General features: G+C 54.4%; 27 protein-coding genes. 11 read left to right on the top strand and 16 right to left on the bottom strand.

Features of this window, described 5'->3' with window-relative positions:
- Positions 1-22: 22 nt before the first annotated feature.
- Together phoU and cysZ are read left to right on the top strand one after the other, a co-directional pair.
- Complete coding sequence (gene phoU, locus ACT3RQ_RS05910) at positions 23-748, top strand: phosphate signaling complex protein PhoU (RefSeq protein WP_442352895.1); 726 nt, start codon at positions 23-25, stop codon at positions 746-748.
- A 76-nt stretch (positions 749-824) separates the two neighbouring features.
- Positions 825-1,565, top strand: coding sequence for a sulfate transporter CysZ (gene cysZ / locus ACT3RQ_RS05905; RefSeq protein ID WP_172116799.1), 741 nt, complete (start codon positions 825-827; stop codon positions 1,563-1,565).
- 82 nt (positions 1,566-1,647) lie between these two features.
- Here cysZ and ACT3RQ_RS05900 read toward each other — a convergent pair whose 3' ends face one another.
- From ACT3RQ_RS05900 to ACT3RQ_RS05875, 6 genes are all read right to left on the bottom strand, one after another.
- Positions 1,648-1,980: a hypothetical protein gene (locus ACT3RQ_RS05900; protein ID WP_444621751.1), complete on the bottom strand. Its 333-nt coding sequence runs from the start codon at positions 1,978-1,980 to the stop codon at positions 1,648-1,650.
- A gap of 667 nt (positions 1,981-2,647) precedes the next feature.
- A complete protein-coding gene (locus ACT3RQ_RS05895; protein WP_441676529.1) occupies positions 2,648-3,028 on the bottom strand; it encodes a hypothetical protein in 381 nt (126 codons plus the stop codon).
- A 305-nt stretch (positions 3,029-3,333) separates the two neighbouring features.
- Entirely contained in the window at positions 3,334-4,629 is a 1,296-nt protein-coding gene (gene phoR / locus ACT3RQ_RS05890) for a phosphate regulon sensor histidine kinase PhoR (RefSeq protein ID WP_192526815.1), read from the bottom strand.
- A 2-nt stretch (positions 4,630-4,631) separates the two neighbouring features.
- Positions 4,632-5,321 (bottom strand): phosphate regulon transcriptional regulator PhoB, encoded by a 690-nt coding sequence (gene phoB, locus ACT3RQ_RS05885; protein ID WP_087110299.1) that lies wholly within the window; start codon positions 5,319-5,321, stop codon positions 4,632-4,634.
- Positions 5,322-5,450: 129 nt separating this feature from the next.
- Complete coding sequence (ubiA, locus tag ACT3RQ_RS05880; RefSeq protein ID WP_192526814.1) at positions 5,451-6,347, bottom strand: 4-hydroxybenzoate octaprenyltransferase; 897 nt, start codon at positions 6,345-6,347, stop codon at positions 5,451-5,453.
- Positions 6,348-6,382: 35 nt separating this feature from the next.
- Complete coding sequence (locus tag ACT3RQ_RS05875) at positions 6,383-6,946, bottom strand: chorismate--pyruvate lyase family protein (protein WP_192526813.1); 564 nt, start codon at positions 6,944-6,946, stop codon at positions 6,383-6,385.
- An 85-nt stretch (positions 6,947-7,031) separates the two neighbouring features.
- Between ACT3RQ_RS05875 and ACT3RQ_RS05870 the strand changes: the two genes are divergently transcribed.
- From ACT3RQ_RS05870 to yccS, 5 genes are all read left to right on the top strand, one after another.
- Positions 7,032-8,225, top strand: a complete 1,194-nt coding sequence (locus tag ACT3RQ_RS05870; RefSeq protein WP_444621750.1) for an NAD(P)/FAD-dependent oxidoreductase — start codon at positions 7,032-7,034, stop codon at positions 8,223-8,225.
- A gap of 105 nt (positions 8,226-8,330) precedes the next feature.
- Complete coding sequence (locus ACT3RQ_RS05865) at positions 8,331-8,603, top strand: HU family DNA-binding protein (RefSeq protein ID WP_009098191.1); 273 nt, start codon at positions 8,331-8,333, stop codon at positions 8,601-8,603.
- Entirely contained in the window at positions 8,603-8,959 is a 357-nt protein-coding gene (locus tag ACT3RQ_RS05860; RefSeq protein ID WP_444621749.1) for a hypothetical protein, read from the top strand. Before ACT3RQ_RS05865 ends, ACT3RQ_RS05860 begins: the two co-directional genes overlap by 1 nt.
- Before the next feature lie 159 nt (positions 8,960-9,118).
- Positions 9,119-10,123, top strand: coding sequence for a zinc-binding dehydrogenase (locus ACT3RQ_RS05855; protein ID WP_444621748.1), 1,005 nt, complete (start codon positions 9,119-9,121; stop codon positions 10,121-10,123).
- 108 nt (positions 10,124-10,231) lie between these two features.
- On the top strand, positions 10,232-12,448 hold the full coding sequence (gene yccS / locus ACT3RQ_RS05850) for a YccS family putative transporter (protein WP_444621747.1): 2,217 nt from the start codon (positions 10,232-10,234) through the stop codon (positions 12,446-12,448).
- Between the two features lie 18 nt (positions 12,449-12,466).
- Here the strand turns inward: yccS and recG are convergent, their stop codons facing one another.
- Positions 12,467-14,545, bottom strand: a complete 2,079-nt coding sequence (recG, locus tag ACT3RQ_RS05845; RefSeq protein WP_444621746.1) for an ATP-dependent DNA helicase RecG — start codon at positions 14,543-14,545, stop codon at positions 12,467-12,469.
- Complete coding sequence (locus tag ACT3RQ_RS05840) at positions 14,542-15,471, bottom strand: LysR substrate-binding domain-containing protein (RefSeq protein WP_444621745.1); 930 nt, start codon at positions 15,469-15,471, stop codon at positions 14,542-14,544. The genes recG and ACT3RQ_RS05840 overlap by 4 nt, the downstream gene beginning before the upstream one ends.
- A 152-nt stretch (positions 15,472-15,623) precedes the next feature.
- On the opposite strand from ACT3RQ_RS05840, the gene ACT3RQ_RS05835 reads away from it, so the two are divergent.
- Positions 15,624-16,505: an SDR family oxidoreductase gene (locus tag ACT3RQ_RS05835; RefSeq protein ID WP_444621744.1), complete on the top strand. Its 882-nt coding sequence runs from the start codon at positions 15,624-15,626 to the stop codon at positions 16,503-16,505.
- 138 nt (positions 16,506-16,643) lie between these two features.
- On the opposite strand, the gene ACT3RQ_RS05830 is transcribed toward ACT3RQ_RS05835, so the two are convergent.
- From ACT3RQ_RS05830 to gmk, 4 genes are all read right to left on the bottom strand, one after another.
- Entirely contained in the window at positions 16,644-17,033 is a 390-nt protein-coding gene (locus ACT3RQ_RS05830; protein ID WP_087110278.1) for a RidA family protein, read from the bottom strand.
- Positions 17,034-17,226: 193 nt separating this feature from the next.
- Positions 17,227-19,362 (bottom strand): RelA/SpoT family protein, encoded by a 2,136-nt coding sequence (locus tag ACT3RQ_RS05825; RefSeq protein ID WP_172116787.1) that lies wholly within the window; start codon positions 19,360-19,362, stop codon positions 17,227-17,229.
- A gap of 26 nt (positions 19,363-19,388) precedes the next feature.
- Positions 19,389-19,649, bottom strand: a complete 261-nt coding sequence (rpoZ, locus tag ACT3RQ_RS05820) for a DNA-directed RNA polymerase subunit omega (protein WP_087110274.1) — start codon at positions 19,647-19,649, stop codon at positions 19,389-19,391.
- 89 nt (positions 19,650-19,738) lie between these two features.
- Positions 19,739-20,371 carry a guanylate kinase gene (gene gmk / locus ACT3RQ_RS05815; RefSeq protein ID WP_444621743.1) on the bottom strand — a complete coding sequence of 211 codons (633 nt, stop codon included), beginning with the start codon at positions 20,369-20,371 and terminating at the stop codon, positions 19,739-19,741.
- A gap of 170 nt (positions 20,372-20,541) precedes the next feature.
- Here gmk and ACT3RQ_RS05810 point away from each other — a divergent pair, with 170 nt between their 5' ends.
- Positions 20,542-21,237, top strand: a complete 696-nt coding sequence (locus ACT3RQ_RS05810) for an extensin-like domain-containing protein (RefSeq protein ID WP_444627322.1) — start codon at positions 20,542-20,544, stop codon at positions 21,235-21,237.
- An 87-nt stretch (positions 21,238-21,324) separates the two neighbouring features.
- Here the strand turns inward: ACT3RQ_RS05810 and ACT3RQ_RS05805 are convergent, their stop codons facing one another.
- Both ACT3RQ_RS05805 and ACT3RQ_RS05800 read right to left on the bottom strand, forming a co-directional pair.
- The gene (locus ACT3RQ_RS05805; protein ID WP_441677696.1) at positions 21,325-21,582 is read right to left on the bottom strand and encodes a hypothetical protein; all 258 of its coding nucleotides are present in this window, start codon (positions 21,580-21,582) and stop codon (positions 21,325-21,327) included.
- A gap of 61 nt (positions 21,583-21,643) precedes the next feature.
- Positions 21,644-22,840 (bottom strand): MFS transporter, encoded by a 1,197-nt coding sequence (locus ACT3RQ_RS05800; protein WP_444639577.1) that lies wholly within the window; start codon positions 22,838-22,840, stop codon positions 21,644-21,646.
- A gap of 207 nt (positions 22,841-23,047) precedes the next feature.
- On the opposite strand from ACT3RQ_RS05800, the gene ACT3RQ_RS05795 reads away from it, so the two are divergent.
- The gene (locus tag ACT3RQ_RS05795; protein WP_444639578.1) at positions 23,048-23,659 is read left to right on the top strand and encodes a DNA-3-methyladenine glycosylase family protein; all 612 of its coding nucleotides are present in this window, start codon (positions 23,048-23,050) and stop codon (positions 23,657-23,659) included.
- Positions 23,660-23,670: 11 nt separating this feature from the next.
- On the opposite strand, the gene ACT3RQ_RS05790 is transcribed toward ACT3RQ_RS05795, so the two are convergent.
- A complete protein-coding gene (locus ACT3RQ_RS05790) occupies positions 23,671-24,546 on the bottom strand; it encodes a pirin family protein (RefSeq protein WP_444680130.1) in 876 nt (291 codons plus the stop codon).
- 197 nt (positions 24,547-24,743) lie between these two features.
- On the opposite strand from ACT3RQ_RS05790, the gene ACT3RQ_RS05785 reads away from it, so the two are divergent.
- Positions 24,744-25,769 carry a PDDEXK nuclease domain-containing protein gene (locus ACT3RQ_RS05785; RefSeq protein ID WP_444680129.1) on the top strand — a complete coding sequence of 342 codons (1,026 nt, stop codon included), beginning with the start codon at positions 24,744-24,746 and terminating at the stop codon, positions 25,767-25,769.
- Between the two features lie 81 nt (positions 25,770-25,850).
- Here ACT3RQ_RS05785 and ACT3RQ_RS05780 read toward each other — a convergent pair whose 3' ends face one another.
- Complete coding sequence (locus ACT3RQ_RS05780; protein WP_444680128.1) at positions 25,851-26,525, bottom strand: response regulator transcription factor; 675 nt, start codon at positions 26,523-26,525, stop codon at positions 25,851-25,853.
- Positions 26,526-26,602 lie beyond the last annotated feature (77 nt).

Genomic DNA, 26,602 nt, shown 5'->3' with positions numbered 1-26,602 from the left:
CACCCAACATCAGGAGTGCTCAATGGATATTACGAGCGATACCCACAGCCAGCATATCTCGCGCCAGTTCAACCAGGAGCTGGAAGAGCTAAAAACCCACCTGATGGCCATGGGCGGCCTGGTGGAAAAACAGGTTCAGGATGCAGTATTCGCCCTGCTGGAAAACGATACCCGCTTGGCTGAAAAAGTGCGCGATAACGACCGGCAAGTGAACGATCTTCAGCTGCAAATTGATGAAGAGTGCACCCGTGTATTGGCACGCCGCCAGCCTGCAGCATCAGACTTACGCCTGGTGCTTGCCGTTATTCGTGCCACTTCAGATCTTGAGCGTATCGGCGATGAAGCCAGCAAGATTGCGCGTAATGCAATCCTGCTCAGCGAAAACACCAGCACGGTTCGTGGCTTAATTGAAGTTCGCCATATCAGTGAGCATGTACGTAAAATGCTGCGCGATGCGCTGACAGCCTTTGCCCGTTTCGATACCGACTTGGCGATGAAGGTAGTGCGTGAAGATGAGTCGGTCGATGATGAGTACGGCAGTGCCATGCGCTCATTGATGACCTTCATGATGGAGGATTCGCGCTCAATTAGTTCAATACTCAGCATTATGTGGGTGCTGCGCGCGTTGGAACGCGTCGGCGACCATGCCGACAACCTGGCGGAGTACGTTGTGTATCTCGTGAAGGGGCTCGATATTCGACATAGCGACCTGGATACCGTCGACCAGAGGGTAACGAAAAAGCCTTGACCCATGAGGCATTTCCTCTTGCAATACGTCTGGGCGGACACCCGCCTGGACGTTTGTATTGATGAGGACTGCTTGAATGTTGGATGCAATAACAGCGCTTAGCCGAGGTACGCGGCTGGTCTATCAAAAAGGCCTGCGGCGTTATATTTTTCTTCCTATCCTCGTCAATATTATTGTTTATGCCGCCATGTTCAGCTTTGTGATTACGCGCTTTTCGGGCTGGATTGATCACTGGATGACATTAGTGCCTGCTTGGCTGGATTGGCTCTCCTGGCTGATCTGGCCGCTGTTTGTGGTTAGCCTTATTGTCATTGTATTTTTCACCTTTACCCTGATAACAAGCTTTATTGCGGCGCCGTTTTACGGCTTTTTAGCGGCTAAAGTGGAAATTCAAGAAACAGGCCGTATACCGCTGGATGATCGCGGGCTGACCAAAACGGCGCTTGATGCGCTAGGCCGAGAGCTGGTCAAACTCGCGTATATCGCCCCACGCGCCATTGCCCTCTTTATCATCAGCTGGATTCCAGGGCTCAACCTCTTTGCGCCGATTCTATGGGGGCTGTTCTCCGCATGGGTAATGGCCATTACCTATCTGGACTATCCTATGGATAATAATAAAGTCTCGTTCAAGGATATGCGTCAACGGCTTTCCAGGCGCTGGTGGCAAAGCCTCAGCTACGGCGGGCTCGTGACTCTGGTTACCTGGATACCGCTTGCCAATCTTTTTCTGATTCCGGGGGCCGTAGCGGGAGCCGTACTCATGTGGGACCAATATTATCGTACGGCAAATGAGCTTACGATCCAGCGGCCCTCATAACACCTGAAAAGCCATGCTTTTTTCTACGCTTTTAGACGCGAAACCCCGCTTTAACGGGTTTTTTAATGCTTTCAGTAGTGGTTTACCAGTCCAGGCTATCGCCTTCTTTGTGATTTAACTCGGTCGATTCGAACGAATGGGTGTTACGACGCTGGGTGCCATCCTGATCCCGCTGCAGCTGGCTTGACGGTGCATAGTTGCCGTTCATATGATCACGCTGACTATGGTTAAGCTCACTGGGTGAGTAGTGAGGACTAGACGTGCTAGTGGATTGCGGCATGTCGATGACATCGCTGCCGACTGCACGATCTTTAGTACGCTCAATAGAGCTTTGGGCAAAAGCTAGCGGGCTTGCAATCAAACCGATAGAAATACCTAAAACACCTGCCGTTTTTAAAACTGCTTTAAATGACATAACGCTCTCCTGATGTGGGGTGCCGCTCACCTGTCTTGGCTATTATCACACTAACGTAAATACCATTGCACTGAAGGGTGAGAAGCGATCAGTGTCTTTGACTGCAAGATTATGGTCCAAGTGCCCAAACGTCCCAAATTCGTGAAATGCTGAATGATTAAAAATATTTTTAAACACGACCACACAAATAAAGCTATCCAAGTAAATAACAAGCTAACATTTTTTTAGTGTTGGCACAGCACCATGGTGAACAAGCTAAAAAGCTCGTTATCAACCTTTGCGTTTAAAAAGCATGAAAGGGGTCATCACGCCGTGGGACAAGAGAATCGTGAAAAAAACTATTATGAGCGGGTGTAATGTTAAAAAAACGTAGATAGGGGGGGTTCAGTTTTAAAACCAGCCAAACACGACTGCTCATCAAAGGCTACATAACAAGATTAGGCCCTGCCATGGCAGGGCCCTAACCTCGCATCTATGGACAATAACTAGCGCTAGCTTCCACTCCTTTTGCGGGACTCCAACCTTGGAATTTACCCTGACTAACGCTCTGATTGTCGCTTGATTCAATCCATGAATCGGTGAGCATCCATGCGATGGGACATCCTTATCCCGTGCTCGTTCCTAAACTGTAGTACAAATTTTTAGCGCTGAGTGTTTAAACCGCTGGTCACTGATCTTGACCAGTGGTCACAGAGCTATTTTGCTCAGGCAGGTCGCTCGGCTCAAATGACGTATCGCCGCCACCTGTTACGCCCGTTGGACCGCCATCCATCGACTCATTATGAGTTTTATGTTGAGAAGAACCTGCACCGGGGCGAGTAGTATCGCCTGCGCTTTCACCGTTCATATCTGAGAGCTCGTCTGCATCATAGGTAGATGCATCACCACCTGCACCTGTACCAGATGATTGCGGCTGCACGGGTTCTTCATCAGCAGTAATATCGTGGCTCGGGTCTACTGGTTCTTGGGCAAAAGCGAAGGGGCTTGCCAGTAAACCGAATGTTACACCTAAAATCCCAGCTTTCTTGAGTAGTTCCTTGGACATCATGTTCCTTCTCCTCGATCGCTGTTGATACCGCTTACCTTAAGGAAGTGCCTTCCTGGCGTACCATTTCCTGCGGTAATCTTCCTTGCCCAGATTAATGCAGATGTGATGCCAAAAAACAAAAATAAAAAAATATTTCTTATTAATAAACAACTTAAAACAAATACCGCGTGCCAATCATGCTCGCTGATCGTGTATAAGGGACCACCATAACTGACTAAAAATGACACATGAGCAGACTTGAACCATAGATGGCTTGTCCATATGGCACGCTTGGATAAAGGTTATACAGAAGACCAGGAAGGAGGCTAGGAGGTAGCAGCCAGCCGAGTGGCGGGGAAAGTACAGCGAAATAGCGAACCTTCGCCAGGGTGCGATTCAACCTGAAGCTGAGCATCATGGCGCAGCAGGATATGCTTAACGATGGCAAGACCAAGCCCAGTACCGCCTGTCGCGGTACTCCGGCCTTTATCAACCCGATAAAAGCGCTCCGTTAGCCTGGGGAGGTGGACAGGATCGATGCCCTCTCCATCATCTTCTACTTCTATACATCCGCTTCCATCTTCCATGGGCGCCCAGCGCAGTATAATTTGGCTACCCTCTGGGGTATATCGCACCGCATTGAAAGCCAGGTTAGAAATGGCGCTACGTATTTCCTGCTCGCTCCCTATGAGCTGGGCGTCACTTTCAATAGCAACACGGACAACATGCTTACGGTGCGATAGCGCCAATGCATCCTGGCAGACGCTATTAAGCAATTGCTCAACCGACAGCGCCTGATGGTCTTGCCCGCCTTGATCAATTTCCAAGCGTGACAAAAGCAGCAGGTCGTTAACCAGATTTTGCATGCGCTGCGTCTGGTCCTGCATTTGCTCGATCCCCCTGCCCAAGCGAGGCGGAAGCTGCTCAGCCAAGTCACCATAGGTTTCGAGGTAGCCAGAAAGAACAGTAAGCGGCGTACGCAGCTCATGGGAGACGTTGGCCACGAAGTCTCTGCGCATCTGCTCAAGGCGGTGCAAACGAGTGATATCCCGCGCCATCACCAGGCGCTCATCGTCGCCATACAAGGTAATTTGGTATTGCAGAATGCTGCGCTCATCAATGGGTGAGGTCAGCGTAAGCGGTTCGCTGTAATCGCGGGCGTTGAAGTAGCTGATAAAGCGTGGGTCACGCAACAAATTGGTAATGTGCTGGCCACGATCGTGCGCGGTTTGTAGGCCCAGCATATCCGTCGCTGCACTGTTCCACCACTCCAAATCACCGTGGCGGTCGAGCATTACCACGCTGTCGCGCATGGCCTCTGAGGATTCCTGGATACGCGCAAGCGTAGACCGCAATCGACCTTGTGTAATGCGCTGGCTTTTTTGGTAGCGGTAAAGACGATCAAGCAAATCCCCCCACATGCCACCCGCAGCCGGGGGCTCGTTATGAGGATTAAGGGTTAACCATTGAAAGAGGACGCGCAGTTGGCGTAAATGGTAAAAAAGGCAAACGGCCAACCCGGTTGCCAAACCAAGGCCCGCTGAACCTAATAGCCACCCCAGGCAAACACCTATGGTCGCTAACCAGGCAATACGCCAAAGCTCACGGCTCCATAGGCGCACAGTTACACCCGGGCTGAGAAACGATAACCGGTACCCCGTACCGTCTGAATCAGGTTTTGGTGCACATCGCCTAACGCCTTACGCAAGCGCCGAATATGTACATCCACTGTGCGTTCTTCAACATACACATTGCCGCCCCATACCTGGTCCAGCAGTTGGCTGCGTGTATAGGCTCGCTCCTGGTGGGTCATAAAGAACTGCAGCAGGCGATATTCAGTGGGCCCCATTTCCAGCGCCTTGCCATGCGCACTAACACGGTGGCTGACGGGGTCGAGTAGAAGGCCGTTAATTTCGATGGGGTCTTCTACGCCACGTGGGGTGGTGCGTCGCAATACGGCTTTCAAGCGCGCGACCAACTCACGGGGCGAGAAGGGTTTGGTGATATAGTCGTCCGCGCCCGCCTCAAGGCCTTGAATCTTATTGTCTTCCTCACCCTTGGCGGTGAGCATAATAATCGGCATTTCGGCGGTTGCTTCTTCACGCTTAAGGCGTCGCGCCAACTCAATACCACTGGTGCCTGGCATCATCCAATCCAGAAGCAGTAAGTCAGGCTGATGGTCAACGACTAACGCGTGGGCATCCTGGGCGTTATCCGCTTCAAGCACGCGATAGTCAGCCATTTCCAGCGCCACTGCGATCATTTCGCGAATAGGCGCTTCATCATCGACAATCAAAACGGTCTTGGCGGTCATTCCAGGGCCTCACGGTGCTCAATGAAAGGTAATTCAATGACATCTCAGTGACAATAACACCATGACTTGATGACACTTATATGACAATAGCCAATAACAAGAACGAATGACAGGCCTAATCACGCTTTGCTAGAGCGGCCCGGCCACTGGCCACCAACTTAGCGCAATGCCGGCAAAAACCAGCAGCCCTGACCAGTAGTTATTCAAAAAAGCCTGAAAACACGGGTCGCGTTCACGATGCCGAATCAGGCGCTGTTGATGAATAAAGGTGGCCGCCATACCGGCAAGGCCCAGCCAGAAAAAACCACCCAGCCCCACACGAACACCCACAAAGGCTAACAGCACCAACGTCGCCAGTTGCAGTAATCCAATCATCAAGCGGTCTGCACTGCCAAACAGCACCGCCGTTGATTTAATACCAATTTTTAGGTCATCGTCGCGGTCGACCATGGCGTATTGGGTATCGTAAGCAACCGTCCACAGTACGTTCGCAAAAAACAGCAACCAGGCTTCCACAGGTACATATCCCAGCACCGCCCCAAACGCCATGGGGATTGCCCACGAAAAAGCCGCCCCCAGCACCACCTGAGGAAGATGGGTGTAACGCTTCATAAAGGGGTAGATAAACGCCAGGACCACGCCACCAATCGACAGCAGCACCGTAAACCAGTTGGTCAGCAGCACTAACACAAACGCAACAGTGACCAGCCCAATAAACAGCAGTTTGGCTTCGGTTTCACTGATTCGCCCCGTCGCCAGTGGACGATGTTTCGTGCGCTTAACGTGGCCATCAACATGGCGGTCAGCGTAATCATTCACAACGCAGCCAGCAGCGCGCATAACATAAACACCTGCCACAAAAATAAGCAGCACGTTGCGACCAGGCACCCCGTTTGTAGCCACCCAAAGCGCCCATAAGGTAGGCCACATCAATAGCCAGGTACCAATGGGGCGGTCCAGGCGCATTAAGTGTAAAAAATCAGCGACTCGCGCCCATCCGACTGGCCGCAACAAAGAACGATCCATGCCTACCTCACGTAAAGAAGAGATGCCGAGCAAGCCTACCGCGAAGACAAACGAAGGTCATCTGCCATGGTGGATAAAAAGTACTCTTGTACAAGTAGCGATAACCCACCATGTTGAAACACTGAGCGCCGCCCCCAACGACTTTTCACGCCAGCAACCTGAGGGAAGGCAAAGCGTGGCGCACCGCTCGTAGCTTCAAGAGGGCCGCGTACTAAATCTGGCTGGCGAAACAGCCAACTGCCCAGCGAGCGCTCACCAAGTTGCTCCAATCGCTGGCCTTTTAGCTGTGTTAAGGGGGCAACCGAACGTGCGACCACCCAAGGGTTATCACCCACGCACAGGGCGACCTCCCTTAACCAGGCATAGCGACGAAGCTCAATCCCCAACGCCTGCGCTTCATCATGCAGAGGCACGCCGGCGCCTTGGCGCAGCAGGCGAACACGGAATGGTTGCCCTGCGCCTGCCGCTTGTAAGCGAGCCGTTAGCGAATCCGTAGACGCAACCCACTTCCACCAGGCAGCGCTCATGGCGGGGCGTAACGCAGCCACGGGCTGCCAAACAGGAAAGGCATACGCTTGCCGAAAAGAGAACGTCACCACCAGATACTCCTGGGCAAAAAACAGAGAAGCTAGTGTAACATGGTGGTCTTAAAAGCTTTTACGACACCGATTATTTGGGGATGGCATGCCTGCATCACATCCGGTTAGCAACCCGACTGGCCACGCTGAGTTGATCATCATTGGTACCGGCATGGCAGGCATTGGGCTTGCCCGTGCGCTACGTCGCCAAGGCGATAAGCGCTCGATTATTTTGGTGAGCGCAGACAGCGGCGAGGACTACAGCAAGCCGCTGTTATCTACCGGCTTTGCAAAACGCCTCTCGCCCCACCAACTGGCCAGGCATTCAGCCGCAGTACTGGCCGATGAGTTGGATGCCCATGTGCTTACCCATACGTCAGTAGAACACGTGACACCAGACACGCACACCGTACAGCTTAGTGACGGGCAAACACTTGCCTACGATACGCTGGTGCTGGCGACCGGAGCTGAACCCCGGGTGCCGTTTGCCATTCCAGAAAGCGTTGCTCGCTACTGCTTTACCATTAATGATCTCGACGACTATCGCCGGTTCCATCACGCGCTGAACGATCGCCCTGCGCGCATTGCCGTTATCGGCGCAGGATTAGTTGGCTGTGAATTTGCCAACGACCTGCAGGCAGGTGGCCATCAAGTCACTCTGATTGCTCCAGAGGCCACGCCGTTACCCAGGCTATTACCAGAACCGCTGGGGTTTGCGCTGAGTGATGCCTTTCAGGAAGCCGGTATAAAGCTTGCGCTTCACCGCACGATTAAAGAGTTAGCCCCGCATAATGACAGCACGGTTCGGCTAACGCTTAGCAACGATGACACCGTCAACGCCGATATTGTTTTACTGGCAACCGGCCTTACGCCAAGAACCGCGCTGGCAAAGGCTGCCGGGCTTGCCGTTTCACCACAAGGTATTCAGGTAGACCGATATTTGCGCACTTCGCACCCGCATATTTATGCCTTGGGCGATGTTGCTTGCATAGAAGGCCTCAATGCCATGTACGTCCAGCCATTACAAGCCAGTGCCAAAGCACTCTCGGCAACGCTTGCCGGCTCACCAACGCAGGTCAGCTTTGGCGCCTGGCCCATCATTGTGAAAACGCCGCTATTGCCCGTAGTGGCCTATCCGCCTTCGGCGATACCCGAACACTGGCGAATTGAGGGCGAAGGGGGTGATATGACGGCGCTTGCCGAAGATAAAGACGGGAATTTAGTCGGTTTTGCGTTGACAGGCGGCTGCGTGAGACGGAAAGTGGAGCTTTCCCGAGCAGCTCCCACACTGCTGGGCTGATTTTTATCGCGTTCACGTCTAGGCTGGATAAGCTAGCTTGGCCTAGTGAGTGCTTTTAACAACACCACGATGCTTTACGCTTACTTTTAATGAGGGGAATTTCCTATGCGCAAACCTGAACTCGCCGCTGCCATCGCTGAGGGTGCCGACCTATCCAAAGACAAAGCAGGCCAAGTCCTGAATGTTATTCTGGATGAAATCACCAACAGCGTTGCGAAAGGCGAAGATGTGGCATTGATTGGTTTTGGTACCTTTACCGTACGTGAGCGTGCAGCACGTACCGGCAAAAACCCGCAAACGGGCGCACCTTTACAAATTCCGGCCAGCAAAAATGTTGCCTTTAAGCCGGGTAAAGCGCTTAAGGACGCCGTTTCCTAATGAAACTCAAGCTGACGCTGTGGCTATTGAGCCTAATGCTCAAACATGCCCTGCGCCGCAAGCCACGCTTTCGTGAACAGCTTGAAAGGATGCGTCACCTGGACTGGGGCATTGCGACGGAAGACTTGAGCATTGCTCGCTACTACCGGATGACCCCCAAAGGGGTCTCTTCAGGTAAAGGCCTGCCAGTCGATTTGGATCTTGAATTGCGCTTTCGCGATCAGGAAGCCGCATTACGTATCCTTAGAAAGCCAACGCAGCAAGCTTTCCTCGATGGAATGCTCAACGGCGAGGTACGCCTTGTCGGTGACTCCACCGATATGAACAAGCTGCAAAAACTGCTGAAGTATTTGTAACGCTTCTTCCAGCGGTTCTACCCGCCACCCGTTGGTGGCGGGTTCCTACGCGTTTCACCTGCCTTTCTCCCTCCATAACGTTTGCACAGCGATTTTAAACAGGCCTTTTGCGTTTATTCCCGGTAGCGTTAGCGCTATTAATGTCATGAACGGACCGCTATGACCGTATCCAGGAAAAAAACGACAGGCTTAACGATTGCTCACTTACCTGAGGGGGAGTTGCGTTGCGAGCACATCGAAAAGACAGAGATTAGCCTGCCAGACATAACACGATTACTGCTAAAACCTCTCGCGATCAGTGTTGACCCCTACATGCGCACGCGGATGCAGCCCAGCGGGTATGACTATATTGAGCGCTGGAAGGCTGGCAGCACCCTATCAGGCTGGACCATGGCCGAGGTAGTCACCAGCAGTGAGCCGGGGTTTAAGCGGGGCGATCTCGTCGTGGGCCACCTCCCCATGCAGGAGCTCATTGCCACTGACGGACAGCACCTGATGCGCGTACCGGCGGGCAGTGACCCCGACGCCTACTTGCATCCATTAGGAATGACGGGGTTTACTGCCTGGGTAGGCATGCAGTTACTGGGGCAGCCCACCGCTGAAGATACCGTACTGGTAAGTGCCGCTGCCGGTGCGGTTGGCTCTATTGCCGCACAGCTTGCACAGCGCCAAGGGGCAAACGTGATCGTGACAGCCGGACGTACCGACAAGCGTGATTGGCTACACCGTTTGGGGTTCAAGACCGTACTTAATCACCGCCATCCTGATTACGCCAGGCAACTTAATAACGCGGCGCCTTCCGGTATTACGCTCAATTTTGAAAATATCGGGGGCAGCGCTTTTATTGCTGCGATTGACGCAATGAGACCGAATGGACGCCTCGTGCTTTGCGGGTTAGTAAGCCAATACCAAACCCGCAGCCCGCGTAAAAGTCCGGATAATTTTGCCCAGCTGAGGCAAAAAAGGGTCGCAATCCATCACTTTGTCGTGCCCGATTATCTAACGCATTGGAACGACTTTCAGCGTTTTATGGCGCCTCTGGTTGATCAAAAAAGTATCGCATGGCGGCTCGATAGAGTAAGCGGTGGACTCGACAGCGTGGCTCCAGCGCTCATTGGGTTGCTCAATGGCGATAATATAGGCAAGCGTGTGGTCGAATGGTAGGAGCTTATCTGCTCCAAAACGCATAACGTGATAACCCCAAAACCATAGCAACGAACCAGCCCCATGGCTTACACTAAAGTCTAACAACGACTGACAATAAGAGCGTCTATGCCTATTTCACTGCCGCTTCGGCGTCTTTGGACACTTGATAAGTTTGCCTATAGCCTGCGCGTTTTTATCGCATTCAGCGCAGCCCTGCTATTTAGCCTTTATCTTGGCGACATCGCCCTGGTAATACCGCTGTTTCTGGGCATTATCGCCTGCGCGCTCTCCGAAACCGATGACAGCTGGCAAGGCCGCTTACAGGCGCTGCTGGTAACCCTGGTATGTTTTACCTCAGCCTCATTTATCGTGCAGTGGCTGTTTCCTTGGCCATGGCTGTTTGCGCTGGGGCTGGGAATATCCACGTTCACCCTCATCATGTTGGGCGCTATCGGCCAGCGATACGCCACGATTGCCTCAGGCACGCTGATTTTATCGATCTACTCAATGATCAATATTGAGCAGCACGGCGGTGTGGATGCCGATGTGGCCTCACGCCAGTTGCTGCTGTTGGCGGGTGCGGCCTGGTACGGGGTTATTTCCGTTGTCTGGTGTGTTCTTTTTTCTCGTCAACCCGTCAAGCAGAGCATGGCGCGCGTGTACAAGACGCTGGGCGAGTTTCTGATTCTTAAATCAGCGCTGTTTGAACCCGTACGCGGGGTCGATGTAGAAGCCCGTCGCGTGGCGCTGGCACGCCAGAACGGCAAAGTGGTGGATGCCCTCAACCAGGCAAAAGAGATGATTTTTCGTCGTCTGGAAGGCCAGCGAGGAAGTCAAAAGCTTAACCGTTACCTGCAGATATACTTTATTGCTCAGGATATTCATGAACGGGCAAGCTCGACCCATTACCCCTACAGCGCCCTCACCGAAGCATTTTTTCACCATGACGTGCTGTTTCGCTGCCAGCGACTTTTGGATCAGCAGGGCCGCGCCTGCCGTCAGCTAGCCAAATCGTTACTGCTGAAGCGCGCTTTTGACCATAAGCAGAGTGAACAAGCCTTGGCCGACCTTAGGGCCTCTATCGATAATTTGAGCGAACGCGGCAAACCCGAATGGCGCAAACTGATGCACCCGCTTAATGCGCTGGCGGACAACCTCGCAACGCTCGAAGCACAGATCGCCAGTGCTCATAACCCGGATACCACCAACGACCGCGAAGATAGCGCGCTCTATGATCGCTCGCCCTCCAGCCTGCTGGAAGCGTGGAAGCGAGTACAGCTTAACTTTACCCTTGGCTCGCCCACCTTTCGCCACGCGGTACGCCTGACAACCGCGCTCATGGCGGGCTACGGCCTGCTTCAGTGGCTGGACCCCGAACAAGGCTTCTGGATTTTGCTGACTACCCTGTTTGTATGTCGGCCTAACTTCGCCACGACGCGACGCTTTCTTTCCCAACGCATTTTGGGCACGGTACTTGGCCTTACGGCAGGCTGGGTGTCGATCAGCCTGTTTCCCCAGCCAAGCGTGCAGAGCGTGATTGCGGTGGCCGCTGGCGTCACCTTTTTTGCCAACCGGGAAAAACGCTATGTCGTGGCGACAGCGGCCATCACGTTGCTGGTGCTGTGCAGCTTTAACCAGGTAGGCGACGGCTTCGACCTTATCTGGCCGCGCTTGTTTGACACCTTAATTGGCTCGCTGATTGCAGGACTCGCGGTGTTTTTTATTCTGCCCGATTGGCAGGGCCGCCGGCTGTATCGGGAAGCGGCGAAGACGGTTACCAACCACCGCCGCTATCTGGATGAAATTATTCATCAATACGAAGAGGGCAAGCAGGACGACCTTGCGTACCGCTTGGCACGGCGCAATGCCCACAATGCCGATGCCGCGCTTTCTACCCTGCTCACCAATATGCTTCACGAGCCGGGCCACTACCGCAAACAGGATGCCGATAATGGCCTACGCTTTTTGGTGCTCTCCAATACGCTGCTTAGCCACCTCTCGGCCCTGGGCGCCCACCGGCACCGCTTGCTGGAAGGCGAGGATGACGCCGCCTTGATGCCATCCGCTAAACGGATCAGCGAACTTCTGGGCCAGCTTGCCGAGCAGTTGGACAAGCGTCAGCTGGTTGCCCCGCTCAATGAGCCCGTCAGCGAGCTACTCACACAGCTGGATGAGTCCGGCAAGACAAGCTCTGACGAACAAGCCGTGGTGATGTATCGCCCTATTCAAAGCCAGCTACGCCTCATCACCGAACAGCTAGCGCCTTTGGGTGAGGCGGCGAATCGCTTGACCCGCACATCAGCCTTCATCGAGGAAGCTACCCGCCCTAACGCTAGCGTTTAAACGCACCGTTACTGACCGCTATACCTGCCCGTAGCGGCCTGCGGCCTCGCCCAACCACCGCCGTACCAGCACGGCGGTTATTTGCGGCTCGCTTTGCAGCTCGCACGCTAACGCGGTGACGCGCTCTAACAGGTCAGCATCGCGTTCCAGGTCGGCTATTTTCATCTGTGCCAGGCCCGTTTGTCGGGTGCCTAACACCTCGCCCGGGCCGCGGATTTCCAGATCTTTTTCAGCGATACGGAAACCATCAGTGGTCTCACGCATGACGCTTAGGCGCTGGCGAGAACTTTTGGAGAGCGGCGGGTGATAAAGCAGTACACAAAAGCTTTCCGTGCTCCCTCGGCCCACGCGACCACGCAATTGGTGAAGCTGAGAAAGCCCCAGGCGTTCCGGGTTTTCAATAATCATCAAGCTGGCATTCGGTACATCTACCCCCACTTCAATCACCGTGGTGGCGACCAACAGATCCAGTTCACCCTCTTTAAAAGCAGCCATCACGTCGGCCTTCTCGCTGGCCTTCATTCGCCCGTGGATCAAGCCAATGGCAAGCTCCGGTAACGCGTCGGTTAATTCCTGGCAGGTGACTTCCGCCGCCTGGCACTGCAGCACTTCGGACTCATCAATCAGCGTGCACACCCAATAGGCCTGGCGACCATCGCTGCAGGCACGGCGAATCCGCTCAACAACCTCCGGGCGGCGCTCGTCAGACACCACTACCGTTTTAACCGGCGTACGCCCCGGCGGTAGCTCGTCAATCACCGAGACATCCAGGTCCGCATAGGCGCTCATGGCCAGCGTGCGGGGAATAGGTGTCGCGGTCATGATCAGTTGGTGCGGCGTTAACCCACCCGCTTCGCCTTTTTCACGCAGAGCCAAGCGTTGGTGGACCCCAAAGCGGTGCTGCTCGTCGATGATGGCCAGCCCCAGGCACTGAAAATGAACGTCGTCCTGGAACAGCGCGTGGGTGCCGACCACCATACGTGCGCGACCATCGGCGATGGCTGCCTTGGCATCCAGGCGGGTTTTGCCCTTTAACTTGCCCGCAAGCCAGGCGACTTCAATACCCAGTGGCTCAAACCACGCCTTAAACGCCCGGTAGTGCTGCTCAGCAAGGATTTCGGTAGGTGCCATTATCGCCGCTTGGCAATTGCCTGCCAGGGCCGCTAGCGCTGCCATGGCGGCCACCACGGTTTTCCCCGACCCCACATCGCCTTGCACCAGGCGCAGCATGGGGGCAGGGCGGCTTAAATCCAGCGCAATCTCCTCAAGCACTCGCCTTTGGGCCCCCGTTAAGGCAAACGGCAACTGGGCTAAAAAGCGTGCCTGAAGGCTGCGCCCGGAAGACAGTTGAGGAGCGCCGTCGGCCTGAATACGCAGGCGCACTTCACGCAGACTTAGTTGATGCGCTAAAAGCTCTTCCACCGCCAGACGGCGCGTGGCGGCATGCTGGCCGCTGGTCAACTTTTCGATGTCCACATCAGGCGGGGGTTGATGCAGCAAATGTAGGCAGGCGTGCAGCCCCGGCAGGTGAAAACGCTGACGCAGCACGTCAGGAATGACATCCGGCAGCGCTTCGGGCGCGCTATCCAGTACGCCAAGCGCCTGCTGCGTCAATGCGCGCAAGCGGGCTTGATTCAAGCCTTCGGTGGTGGGGTAGATGGGGGTGAAATACTCATCGACCGGCGTTTCGCCCGCTGCATTCAAGCGATATTCGGGATGGTAAATTTCAAGCCCGGTGGCCCCAGCCCGCGCTTCACCAAACGCACGTACCGAAACGCCCGGGCGCAACTGCTGCTGTTGGGCAGGCGAAAAGTGAAAAAAACGCAGGCTTAGAATACCGCTACCATCGCGCAGGCGTACCAATAGGCTTCTCCGCCGCCCTTTTACGACATCAGAGGCGGTCACTTCACCCTCTACCACCGCTTCCTGCCCGGCGCGTAGCAGGCCGATTGGCGTTAAGCGGGTGCGATCCTGATAGCGTAGCGGCAAGTGAAAAAGCAGATCGCTTACGTGTTCAATGCCCAACCGCGAAAGCTTGAGCGCCAACGCTTCACCGACGCCTTTAAGCGCAGTGACGGGGCCATTAAGATCGCTCATGAGCGCGCTTTACCCTTTTGGGCGGGCTGTTGGCACTGGCTGATGGCATCCACCAGGGCGTCGATCGCTTTAGGGCGCGGAAAGCTGGCTCGCCAGGCGATCGCTACCGTCCGTGAAGGGGCGGGATCCACAAAGGGTCGGCTCTCAAGCATCGCGTTTTCATACTGGTCGGTACCTAACGCTGACTGCGGCAATACGGTAATGCCTAGCCGTGACGCCACCATATGCCGAATGGTTTCCAGCGAGCCACCCTCGGCAATCAAGGTGTTATTCGGGTTGTTAAGCTTTTGGCTAATCGCCGGGCACGCCTCAAGAATCTGGTCTCTAAAGCAGTGGCCTTCACCCAACAGCAGCAAGCGCTCTTCCAGCAGCTCCTCTTTACGAATAGCCTCGCGCTCTACCCAGCGGTGATTTGCCGGTATCAAGACTTCAAACTGCTCTTCGTAAATGGGCTTGGTCACAATATCGGTGTCCGTGAACGGTAGTGCCACAATAATGACATCCAGCTCACCATTTTTTAACTTGGAACGTAACGTTCCGGTCATACCTTCTTCAATATACAGCGGCATTTGCGGCGCAATATTGGCAAGCGCAGGAATCAGGTGCGGAAACAAGTAGGGACCAATCGTGTAAATAGCCCCAATGCGTAGTGGATTGGATAGCTGATCCTTACCCGCGCTGGCCATTTCATAAATCAGCCGGCTTTGCTCCAGCACGCGCTGAGCCTGAGCAATGATCTTCTCGCCAAGGGGGGTTACTTGAATCGTGGATTTGGAGCGCTCAAACAGCGGTATATCAAGCTCCTCCTCCAGTTTTTTCACCGCCACAGAAAGCGTGGGCTGCGACACATGACAGCGTTCAGCCGCGCGACCAAAGTGGCGCTCCTGGGCAAGGGTTACGATGTAGCGAAGTTCTGTTAAAGTCATAACGGCGCCAGTGGGCATCCTCTCGTAGCAGCTCATGACGAATATCATGGCAGTCAGCGGGACGAAAAGGGACAGGAAATCCTGATGACGATGTCACATCTCGCAGCGAGTTTGTATCCAATAGGGAATATTTATCAAAAGGAGTGGACAAGGTGAAGCTAACGATACTGATTATCGGTTGTGGTGATCTCGGCATTACCTTAGGACGCCAGTTGATTGATGAGGGGCACCACGTCATTGGCGCACGTCGTAAAACAGCGGCTTTAGAAGACACCGGCATTGAACCCCTGGCGCTTGACCTTAATGATCTTGATGAGGCCAATGCATCTGCACTCCCCCAAGCGGACTACATCATTTATAGCGTAAGCGCTGACCGCTTTGAAGAGAGCGCTTACCAAAGCGCCTATCCGGACGGTCTAAAGCGCGTACTGAGCGTGATGGAACAGCACAAAAAACCACCGCGTCGGGTCTTTTTTGTCTCCTCTACCAGCGTATATGGTCAGCAGGAAGGCGAGGAGGTGACCGAAGATAGCCCAACCGGCCCCACCAGCTTCTCTGGCATGCTGATGTATGAAGCGGAGCAACTACTGCTTAACCATTCGCTACCCGGCACTGTGGTACGTTTTTCAGGCATTTACGGGCCTGGCCGTGACCGCTTGATTCACCAGGTAGCAGAAGGCCGCATCGCTGCGGTTACGCCGGTTATCTACTCCAACCGTATTCACCGGGATGATTGCACCGGTATTCTGGCGCATTTAATTCGCAGCCAGGAAAGCGGTCAACCGCTGGCGGAACTTTACCTGGGTAGCGACTGCGAGCCGGTCACCATGCATAACGTGATGGCCTGGATAGGCAAGCAACTGAAGGTGGAATCAACCGATACCATGCAGTCGCCGCTGCGCCGCCGGGCCAGTAAGCGCTGTAATAACCAACGTATCCTTGGAACCGGCTATCAGTTTCGCTACCCAAGCTACCGTGAAGGCTACGCTCAGATACTCAAAGAGGGCGGCTTTTTAGAGACTCAGAAAGCCTGATTGAAAACTTCCGGGTAAAAAAGCGTTACTTCAGATAGCGAAGCAGTCGATAGCAGACGAGATAATCAATACGCAAACACCGACTGGGCGCTAAACGCTCAGCCGGTGTTTTTTTATAGCAAAAACGTCGTGAACGGTTTAGTCACCGATGACCATTACGGCTTCGGCTTCTACCTGGCTGCCTTTAGGCAGCGCTTTAACACCCACCGCGGCGCGGGCAGGAAACGGTGTAGAGAAAAACTCTTCCATTACTTTGTTAACGATGGCGAAGTTATCCAGGTCGACCAGGTACAAATTCAGTTTCACCACATCGCCAAGCGAGCCTGCGGCTTCTTCGCAAACGGCTTTCAGGTTGGTAAATACCTGGCGCGCCTGTGCTTCGAAGTCCTCGGACACCAGCTCCATGGTCGCTGGGTCTAGCGGAATCTGACCAGAGAGATAGACCGTATTACCCGCTTTGATCGCCTGCGAGTAAGGGCCAATCGCGGCGGGGGCTTTGTCAGTATTAATAACGGCTTTATTGCTCATGCGGTGTTTCGCTCCTCAGTTATTCAGTACTCGTCGTTCTTCAGTACCAGTCATTATTAAGCGTTAATTATCCAACCAGCGTGTTTGTATAAAGTTTAAAAGGGGGTCTGTTTTTTTCAAAAATAGGTAATGACTGCAATAGCGATACGTGGCCGGTGCCGGATGGCAATTCGGCCAGGCCGCTTTAATAGGTTTAGTTGGTCATACGGGTAATTTTTCCGACGTTCGGCAAATTACGAATGCGTTTGATAATACGTGCAAGGTGAACGCGGCCTTTGACCGACAGCGTGAGATTCACCGTAGAGAGGCGCGCATCACGCTCTTCAATGCCAATTCGCTCGATATTGGCATCAGCATCGGTCACCAGCCCTGCAAGCTCCGCGACGAGGCCTCGACGGCTTTCAATTTCAATCCGCAATGCTACCGGGAAGTCTTCATCAATCGCGTCAGACCACTCAAGCGTAAACAGCTTATCAGGATCGTTTTTATGCTCTATCAGGTTTCTGCACTCGGCGCGATGCACCACCAGTCCTTTACCCATAGAAAGATGGCCCAGCACCGGGTCGCCAGGAAGCGGATGGCAACAGCGAGCAAAGTTAATCACCATGCCCTCGCTGCCGCTTATCAGCACGGCTTTGCCACCATCAAAGGTACCTGAACGGGAATCGGGATGATCACCATGAGCGACGTCCATCAAGCGCCTGGCGACCACATGCGCCATACGGTTGCCCAGGCCCAGCGACTCCAGAAGGCTATCCTGTGAGGCTATTTCCAGCTCTTTTAACGCTTGCTGAAGCACGCTGTCGTCAAGCTCTTCCAGGCTGGTTTCAAACGGCGCCAGCGCCTTGTTAAGGAGCCGCCGACCAAGCGTAATCGCTTCGGTTTGCTGCTGATGCTTCAGCGCGTGGCGAATAGCCGAGCGCGCCTTGGCCGTCGAGACAAAGCTAAGCCAGGCAAGGTTGGGGCGTGCGCCGGGCGCGGTGATAATTTCCAGCGTCTGGCCACTTTCCAGGCGTGTTGAAAGCGGCGCCAAATGGCGATCAATTCGGCAAGCAATACAGTTATTGCCGATATCGGTATGCACGCTATACGCAAAGTCGATCACCGTGGCGCCTTGGGGCAGCTCCATGATGTCGCCTTTTGGGGTAAACACGTAAATATCGTCGGGGAACAGATCGTTTTTGACGTGTTCGATAAACTCCAATGAGTTCCCGGCGTGGCGCTGCATCTCCAATAGGCCTTTCACCCATGCCCGGGCGCGCGCATGGCTGCCTTCAGCAATCGGATGCGTGGTCTGCCCCGCTTTATAGAGCCAGTGAGCCGCAATACCGTTATTGGCCATGGCCTCCATTTCGCGGGTGCGGATCTGCACTTCAATCGGCATGCCGCGCGGCCCAAACAGCGTAGTGTGAAGACTTTGATAGCCGTTGGCCTTGGGGATGGCGATATAGTCTTTAAAGCGCCCCGGCACCGGCTTATACAGGTTATGCACCACGCCCAGGATACGATAGCAGTTGGCGACATCCTCGGTAATGATCCGAAACCCGAATACGTCCATGATTTCAGCAAACGGTTTACGCTGGTCGCGCATCTTTTTATAGATCGAGAGCAGGTGCTTTTGCCGCCCCATAACCGTGCCCTGCAACACCTCTTCATCCAGGCTTTGCTGCAGTGACGACTGGATTTCACGCATGGCGCTACGCCGATTCCCCCGGGCGCTGGCGACCGCTCGCTTGATACGCTCTGAACGCATGGGGTGGATGGCTTGAAACGAAAGATCTTCAAGCTCAATACGGATCGTATTGATGCCTAGCCGCCCGGCAATACGGGCGTAAATTTCCAGCGTTTCTCGGGCAATACGGCGCTTTTTATCCGGCCTGAGCGCACCAAGCGTACGCATGTTATGCAGGCGGTCAGCTAGCTTGACGATAATGACGCGAATATCCCGCGACATCGCCAATACCATCTTCTGGAAGTTTTCCGCCTGAGCAACGGCTTTATCTTCAAAGGTGATCTGGGTCAGCTTGGAAACGCCATCGACAAGCTCCGCCACCGGATCGCCGAACTGGGCAGCCAACGCCTTTTTGGAAACACCGGTATCTTCAATGACATCATGCAGCATGGCGGCCATCAGGCTTTGATGGTCCATGTGCATATTGGCCAGAATATTGGCCACAGCAAGCGGATGGGTAACGTAGGGCTCACCCGAGCGCCGACGCTGGCCATCATGGGCCTGCTCGGCGTAATAAAAGGCGCGCTTGACCTGCTGGATCTCATCTGAGGGTAAATAGCCGCCGAGTCGATCGGCCAGGTCATCAATGGTGAACATTTACCGCGCCCCTGCTCGTTTCAGCCTTAGTCGTCGATTTGGGCGCTGGGCGCCATGGCGGGACGCACGCGAACAGGCGCTTCAACAGGTTCGTCGAGTACGGTGTGATCCACGAGGCCTGCCGCAATTTCACGCAATGCCATCACGGTAGGCTTATCGTTTTCCCAAGCCAGCTGGGCATCACGCGAGCCACGTGCCAATTGGCGGGCGCGCTGGGTGGAAATCATCACCAGCTTGAAGCGGTTTTCGACATTTTCCAGACAATCTTCAACGGTTACGCGAGCCATGGGGCCTTCCTGTAATGACGACGCTGGGCCGATGTTGTTGGATAACGCCACCGGCCCAGCGAAAAAGAATAGTGATAGAACCTGATAGATTACTCGACGCTGGGCGCCTGTGACAAGAGCGCATCCAGTAGTGGCGCATGGCGCTCGCTCACCTTGGTAAGCGTTAAGCGGCGACTGATCACCAGCGACTGCAGTTCCCGAAACGCCGTGGTGAAGTCATCGTTAATGACCAGGTAGTCGTACTCATTAAAGTGTGACATCTCGCTAACCGCATCACGCATGCGCCGTGCAATCACTGCATGTTCATCCGTACCGCGATTCGCCAAGCGGTGTTCCAGTTCGCCAAGCGATGGGGGCAGAATAAAGATGGATACCGCCTCAGGCATTTGTTCGCGTACCTGCTGCGCGCCCTGCCAGTCGATTTCCAGAATAACATCCTGGCCCGCTTTCAACAGCGTTTGAACCGCCTCGCGCGACGTACCATAGTAATTATCGAAGACTTTGGCATACTCAAAAAAGTCGCCACGCTTAATCATCGCTTCAAAGTCAGCCACCGTGGTGAAATGGTAATTAACGCTATCCACCTCACCGTCACGCTTAACGCGGGTAGTATGCGATACCGAGACCTGAATGCCATCAAGGCTTTCAATCAACTCGCGAACCAGACTGGTTTTGCCTGCACCCGACGGGGCGGAAACAATAAAAAGCGTACCTTGGGACATACAGCGCTTCCCTTGTTAGCGAAAAAACGGTTAGTAAAAATAGTTAGTGAAAACAGCTAGCAAAAAGATCATTAGCGGAGCAAGCAAAGCAACACGCTTATTTAAGGTGCGCAGTATCGCACACCCTCTGCGCGGACTGTAGAGTTTGCGTAAGTACCCAAGGAGGTTGGATGCGCAGCACGCTGGTTATATTGGCTCTTATTGCACTTGGTGTGGCCGTGCAAAAAGGTATTATTGACACTCCTCGTCACTGGGCACCGTGGGCTCCTCTTCATATCGATGATCCGATAACGCCCGTTACTCAGCTAAAAATCAAACGCTTAAGCAACAATAGAGACGCCTGTTTAGCCGCGCTGAATACCGTGCCAGACAGCGAGCTGAGCTATACCCCCCTTGCCGATTACTCCCCCACCGCAAACTGTCCACTGACCAATATTGTACGTATGCAGGCCAGCAGCGTGCGCTTTAACCAAAGCTTTGTGGCTTACTGCCCGCTAGCGCTTGCCTGGGTGATGTACGAGCGTCACGAACTGCAGCCGGCGGCGCAAGCAATCATGGGAAGCCGCGTGGCTCAGGTAAATCACGTGGGCAGCTTTGCCTGCCGCAATATTTACCATCGTGAGAGCGACCGGCGCAGTGAGCATGCCACGGCGGAAGCACTGGATGTTATCGGGTTTCAGTTTGAGAACGGCCAACGTATAACGCTGATCAACCACTGGGATGATGAAGGGGAAACAGGAGAGTTCTTGCGAGCAGCGCGGGATGGCGCTTGCCGTACATTTGGCAACGTATTGGGGCCTGATTACAATGCCGCGCATGCCGATCACTTTCACATGGGCATGCGCGGTTTCCGATTATGCCGTTAAAACCCGTGCTTTAAGAACATCATCCTTTAAGAGAAACAGGCCCTTAAGAAAAATAAGCGATGACGAACGAGCAGTGGGCTTTCACGCTTAATCGCGGTCTAGATTGATATCGTCTTCATCGGTCAGGGCGCCCGTTGCGGCACCAACGCCTGCGCCTAGCGCGGCACCGCCCGTGACACTGCCACCCGTGGCAGCGGCAGCGCCCGCACCCACAGCGGCACCTACCCCAGCGCCACTCGCGGAGCGTTCACCCGTTGTTGTACCGCAGCCAGCTAAACCAATTGTTAGTGCGGTAATAGCGCTCAACGTTAAAACACGCGATGTCTTGATCAATTGAGTATGCATAGTCACCTCCTTATGGGTTGCACCCTTATACCCTAGGAATGAATGGCTATTTATGCCACTTTTATAACCCCACAGCCACGCTGTCGGTGCGTTTCTCAAGCCAGCGCCCCCACACAAAAATCGCTAGCCCGCATAGCGCCAGGCCCGTGCCCACCAGCCCCGTACTCGACCAGTTCAAACCCGCACTAATTGCCAACCCGGCAAGCCAGGCACCTAATGCATTAGCGCCATTAAACGCAGCATGGTTAAGCGAGGCCGCCATGGTTTGAGCATCCCCGGCCACATCCATTAAGCGAGTTTGTAACGAAGGGGCAAGGGCCATACAGGTACCCACAAGCCCAACGCACAGAAGTCCTGTCCATACATTATTGGCAGCAAAGTAATAAAGCCCTTGAATCAAGGCACACCAAACCAGAATTTTTGGAATGGCCCTCATCAGGTTCTTATCCGCCATGCGACCGCCGACCAGATTGCCAATAATCGACCCCACACCGAAAATCACTAGTACCAGCGGCCCCAAGGCCTCGCTCATGCCCGCCTGTTGCGTCAGAGTGGGCATCACATAACTAAAAATAGAGAACATACCGCCACAGCCGATACAGGCAATGGCAATCGTCACCAGAACGCGAGACTTGGCCAGTGCCGACAGCTCACGCAGCGGGCTTGCGAGTGCATCAAACGGCTGCACCGGCACCCACCCGCGAATTAATAGCGCGGTCAGTAACGCTATAACGCCTACCCCGGAAAACGCGATTTGCCAGCCAAACTGGTTACCCGCCCAGGTACCGAGCGGCGCGCCGATTAAAATGGCCGTGGTTAAGCCCAGCATGACACGGGAAATGGCCCGGGCACGTTGATCAACCGGCACCGCCCCCGCGGCGACTAATGCCGCAACGCCGAAGTAGGCGCCATGCGGCAAACCTGCCACAAAGCGCAGCCCCACGAACGACCAGAACCCAGGCGCCATGGCACTGGCAATATTGCCGATGGCAAACACCAGCATCAACGCAATTAATAACCCCCGCTTGGGCACGCGCGCGGCCAATGCGGAAATCAACGGAGCCCCGACCACAACGCCTAACGCGTAGCTGCTGATCGCGTAGCCAACTTGCGGCACGCTAACCGCCAGGTCGCTCGCGACACGGTTCATCAGGCCCATTATGACGAATTCACTGGTGCCAATACCAAACCCACCTAGCGCCAAGGCGAATTCGGCCAAACGCGGGTTACGCGCCAGCCCTTGGGGCGACTCTTGCATTTTTTCTCCTCAGACGCGCCAAACGCCTGCTTAACAAACGGCCATATAGTGGGGCGATGATCGCAGGATTAGACGAAAGTATAAATATGCTCAATGAAATATTAGCAGGCGAGTGTTTCACTTTAACAGACTACGCTTTGAAGCAGGCCTGCGTTAAAAGGCTTAATCCACAAAGCACCTTTAACACTCTGCATCCGTAAGGCGTATATGACCCCTGACACCATTGAACAGGCCCTAAAAACGCTCGCCAGGGCCGACACGGATATCGCCCGTGCCCTTCCATTGGTAGGGGCGCCCTCGCCACGTGTGCGTGATAAAGGCTTTGCGACGTTCTTCTCCACCATCGTCAGCCAGCAGCTTTCCACGGAAGCGGCTCGTGCGATTATGAGTCGCGTGAATACCCTGCTACCAGAGCTTCATGCCCAAGCCGTCCTCGACACACAGGGCCAGGCACTGCGTGATGCCGGGCTCTCGTGGCGCAAAATCGAGTACGCCAAGGGGCTTGCCGAAGCAGAGCTTGCCGGCACCTTCAGTGCCGACGGGCTTGAGCATCTAAGCGATGAAGACGTGATTGCCACGATTACTCAACTGCGCGGTTTTGGGCGCTGGAGTGCGGAAATCTACCTGATGTTCTCACTCAAACGCCCCGACATCTTCCCCGCCGACGACCTCGCCCTACGCGTGGCATTAGGCCGCTTAAAAGGTTTAGACGACAAACCCACGCCCAAGCAGGCACGAAAGCTTACGGAACACTGGGCGCCCTGGCGCAGCGTGGGGTCGCTATTTCTGTGGCACTACTATCGCGGCGAGCCGGTTTAAGAATAAAGCATTTAGGCGTTCAGTCCGCCAAATTTACCGGCCTGATAATCCTCGACCGCCTGCACAATTTCTTCCCGAGTATTCATCACAAACGGCCCGTGCGAGTAAACCGGCTCATCAATGACATCGCCATGGCCAAACAGCAGCTGAGCGTCGCTTGCGGCTTCAATCACAATGCTATCGCCCTCCCGGTCCAGTTCAACCAGTTGATGGGGTTTGGTGGATTCACCACTCACCGTCACGTCGCCACTCACCACATACAGAAACACCTGCCGCCCAGCGGCAACGGGCAACTGCTCGCGCACACCGGCAGGCAGCTTAAGCGTCGACATAAACACCTTGGTTAACGTCTCGATAGGGCCGCTCGTATCGCCCCACTCCCCGGCGATCAAGTTCATTTCGCCGCCACCTGGTAGCGCAATTGCCGGGATTGAATCCTGTTGAAGGCCCACATAGCGCGGTTCGCTCATTTTCAGGCGCGCAGGCAAGTTGATCCACAGCTGCAAAATTTCCAGCGGACCACCCTCACGCAAAAACTCAGCGGGCGAGATTTCCGCATGCACAATACCGCTGCCCGCCGTCATCCACTGCACGCCGCCTTTATGAATCACGCTCTGGTGCTTGGCGCTATCGGCATGAGCAAGCGAGCCTTCCAGGATAAACGTCACCGTTTCAAAGCCACGATGCGGGTGCGGGCCAAACGGCAAGCCTTGATTATTGGCCGGATAAACCTGCGGGCCGTGATGATTCAAAAACAGAAAAGGATCCAACTGATCAAGACCCGGCCCAGGCAGCGGCCGCCGAGTGACCAGATCACCAATATCATCGCGGTGTGCCGGGTGCTGGGCGGTAACGCGGCGAACTGAGTTAACGGATGAGTCCGACATAAAATACTCCTTAACAAATTACCTTTAGCTTAAAACCTAAGCTAAAGAATGAGGAGCGAATAGTTTTCTTTGGATTGTTCAAGGAAATTGATGGGTGCTTATCTACATATCGGCTTACGCTTATATTTTCACAGGTAAAATTGCTATTGTTGAGGCTGGCCTAGTTGCCATCTTTTATTACGCCTGAGGTTAAGCCTATGACTGAGCAGAACCCAGCAGCCTTTAGCGACCTTATTAGCGCAATTACCCAGCAGATAGAACAAGCACGCGGACAGGTGCGCCAAGCCGTCAACACAACCATGGTGCAAAGCTACTGGGAAATAGGCCGCTTGATTATCGAGCATGAGCAGCAAGGCAACAGCCGTGCGGAATACGGTAAGCAGCAGCTACAGCAGCTTTCGCAACAGCTTGCCGAACGGCTGGGTAAGGGATTCGACGTCACAAATTTGCGTAATATGCGTCAGTTTTACTTGGGCTTTCCAATTCGCGACGCAGTGCGTCTCGAATTGAGCTGGACCCACTACCGCACCCTGTTACGGGTGGAAAATGCTCAAGCCCGCGACTGGTATTTGCAAGAGACCATCAACCAAAGCTGGAGCGCGAGAGCTTTAGAGCGCCAGATCAACACCCTCTACTACGAACGCCTGCTGGCCAGCCAAGATAAACCCCTGGTTGAGCGTGAAGCGAAAGAAAACACCCAGCCGCTGGCGGAAACCGCCAAGGACTACCTGCGCGACCCTTACATTCTGGACTTCCTCAACCTACAAGATAAAACCTACCAGGAAAGCCAGCTAGAGCAAGCGATTATCAGCAACCTGCAGCAGTTTCTACTTGAATTAGGCAAAGGCTTTGCCTTCGTAGAGCGCCAGCAGCGCATCCGCTTTGACAATGAAGATTTCTACATCGACCTGGTGTTCTACAACTTCAAACTGAAGTGCTTTTTACTGGTAGACCTGAAGCTCGGCAAGCTAAAGCATCAGGATATCGGCCAGATGGATACCTACGTGCGCCTATATGATGAACAGCGCAAAGGCAGCGATGACAACCCCACCATCGGCTTGGTGCTATGCAGTGAGAAAAGCGAAGCCGTGGTGAAGTACTCAGTACTCGCTGACCAGAAGCAGCTGTTTGCGGCGAAGTATCTGCCGTATCTTCCCTCCGAGGAGGAGCTCAAACGTGAGCTGGAACGCGAACGAGCGCGCGCCATTGAACAGCTTCAGTAACAGACATCGAGAACGAGTGAATTAGTAGTAAAAGTACTTTTCCGATGCCAGAGAGCAGTTGCCTTCTCACGCCACTTCAAGTCAGTCTAGATAAAGCCGACCAACCAGCTCGGTGCGATTGGTAACGTCGAATTTACGATACAGGTGATCGAGATGGGTCTTGACCGTAGAGGGGGCGATACCAAGCTCACGCGCCATGGCCTTGTTGCTGAGCCCTTGGCGCAACAGCGGCAGTAGCTGCTCTTCGCGCTCGGTTAACGCCACTCGGGCGTGCTCGGGCAGCGCCGGAGCGGGTTCAAAGGCGCTGGTCGAAACAGCCAGCTGGAGTATTTCCTGAAGTGATTGCAGCGTATCAAACTCCTGCGGGGTAAATCGTCCGTAGTGTGACTTGCGCAGCAGTGACATGCCTATGGCTGGGCGGCTCTGGATATAAAACAGCACTTCGGTCACGTCCACAACGTCGTGCTGACTCAGAAACGTCTGATAGCCCGCGTTGTGTTGTTTCGATTGCAGCGCCTGGGCATCACGCAGGGAAACCACCCCACCTCCGATACGCTGGCAGTAGCCGGGCTGAAGCGGGTCGAGGTGACGGTAGCGACGCAGGTAGCTGTCGTGCATCTGGGTAGGGTCGCCGTGAAGCTGGAAGTCAAACGCGCTTAAGCGATCATTGATGCGATAGAACGCCGCAAGCGAGGCGGGCACGGCCCGGGTGAAGGCATTCAGACAGTAGGCACCCAGTTCCTGAGGAGTGTGCATGGCAGGCCGACTCCATGTTGGTCGATGTCTTCAACATAACGAGTCGGCCGCGTGCGGGCAACGAGAATCTGCTGCCC

It is taken from the genome of Halomonas sp. AOP43-D1-4, from assembly GCF_052446175.1.
Taxonomy (GTDB): Bacteria; Pseudomonadota; Gammaproteobacteria; order Pseudomonadales; family Halomonadaceae; genus Vreelandella; species Vreelandella citrativorans.
The sequence above is the reverse complement of the archived record's forward strand: the minus strand, read 5'-3'. Positions and strand labels throughout refer to the sequence as shown.

Bases quoted from the DNA above. Each gene is read 5' to 3' on its own strand.
- phoU (WP_442352895.1), top strand. From the start codon at position 23: ATGGATATTACGAGCGATACCCACAGCCAGCATATCTCGCGCCAGTTC.
- cysZ (WP_172116799.1), top strand. From the start codon at position 825: ATGTTGGATGCAATAACAGCGCTTAGCCGAGGTACGCGGCTGGTCTAT.
- ACT3RQ_RS05900 (WP_444621751.1), bottom strand. From the start codon at position 1,980: ATGTCATTTAAAGCAGTTTTAAAAACGGCAGGTGTTTTAGGTATTTCT.
- ACT3RQ_RS05895 (WP_441676529.1), bottom strand. From the start codon at position 3,028: ATGATGTCCAAGGAACTACTCAAGAAAGCTGGGATTTTAGGTGTAACA.
- phoB (WP_087110299.1), bottom strand. From the start codon at position 5,321: ATGACCGCCAAGACCGTTTTGATTGTCGATGATGAAGCGCCTATTCGC.
- ubiA (WP_192526814.1), bottom strand. From the start codon at position 6,347: ATGGATCGTTCTTTGTTGCGGCCAGTCGGATGGGCGCGAGTCGCTGAT.
- ACT3RQ_RS05870 (WP_444621750.1), top strand. From the start codon at position 7,032: ATGCCTGCATCACATCCGGTTAGCAACCCGACTGGCCACGCTGAGTTG.
- ACT3RQ_RS05865 (WP_009098191.1), top strand. From the start codon at position 8,331: ATGCGCAAACCTGAACTCGCCGCTGCCATCGCTGAGGGTGCCGACCTA.
- ACT3RQ_RS05860 (WP_444621749.1), top strand. From the start codon at position 8,603: ATGAAACTCAAGCTGACGCTGTGGCTATTGAGCCTAATGCTCAAACAT.
- ACT3RQ_RS05855 (WP_444621748.1), top strand. From the start codon at position 9,119: ATGACCGTATCCAGGAAAAAAACGACAGGCTTAACGATTGCTCACTTA.
- yccS (WP_444621747.1), top strand. From the start codon at position 10,232: ATGCCTATTTCACTGCCGCTTCGGCGTCTTTGGACACTTGATAAGTTT.
- recG (WP_444621746.1), bottom strand. From the start codon at position 14,545: ATGAGCGATCTTAATGGCCCCGTCACTGCGCTTAAAGGCGTCGGTGAA.
- ACT3RQ_RS05840 (WP_444621745.1), bottom strand. From the start codon at position 15,471: ATGACTTTAACAGAACTTCGCTACATCGTAACCCTTGCCCAGGAGCGC.
- ACT3RQ_RS05830 (WP_087110278.1), bottom strand. From the start codon at position 17,033: ATGAGCAATAAAGCCGTTATTAATACTGACAAAGCCCCCGCCGCGATT.
- ACT3RQ_RS05825 (WP_172116787.1), bottom strand. From the start codon at position 19,362: ATGTTCACCATTGATGACCTGGCCGATCGACTCGGCGGCTATTTACCC.
- rpoZ (WP_087110274.1), bottom strand. From the start codon at position 19,649: ATGGCTCGCGTAACCGTTGAAGATTGTCTGGAAAATGTCGAAAACCGC.
- gmk (WP_444621743.1), bottom strand. From the start codon at position 20,371: ATGTCCCAAGGTACGCTTTTTATTGTTTCCGCCCCGTCGGGTGCAGGC.
- ACT3RQ_RS05810 (WP_444627322.1), top strand. From the start codon at position 20,542: ATGCGCAGCACGCTGGTTATATTGGCTCTTATTGCACTTGGTGTGGCC.
- ACT3RQ_RS05805 (WP_441677696.1), bottom strand. From the start codon at position 21,582: ATGCATACTCAATTGATCAAGACATCGCGTGTTTTAACGTTGAGCGCT.
- ACT3RQ_RS05800 (WP_444639577.1), bottom strand. From the start codon at position 22,840: ATGCAAGAGTCGCCCCAAGGGCTGGCGCGTAACCCGCGTTTGGCCGAA.
- ACT3RQ_RS05795 (WP_444639578.1), top strand. From the start codon at position 23,048: ATGACCCCTGACACCATTGAACAGGCCCTAAAAACGCTCGCCAGGGCC.
- ACT3RQ_RS05790 (WP_444680130.1), bottom strand. From the start codon at position 24,546: ATGTCGGACTCATCCGTTAACTCAGTTCGCCGCGTTACCGCCCAGCAC.
- ACT3RQ_RS05785 (WP_444680129.1), top strand. From the start codon at position 24,744: ATGACTGAGCAGAACCCAGCAGCCTTTAGCGACCTTATTAGCGCAATT.
- ACT3RQ_RS05780 (WP_444680128.1), bottom strand. From the start codon at position 26,525: ATGCACACTCCTCAGGAACTGGGTGCCTACTGTCTGAATGCCTTCACC.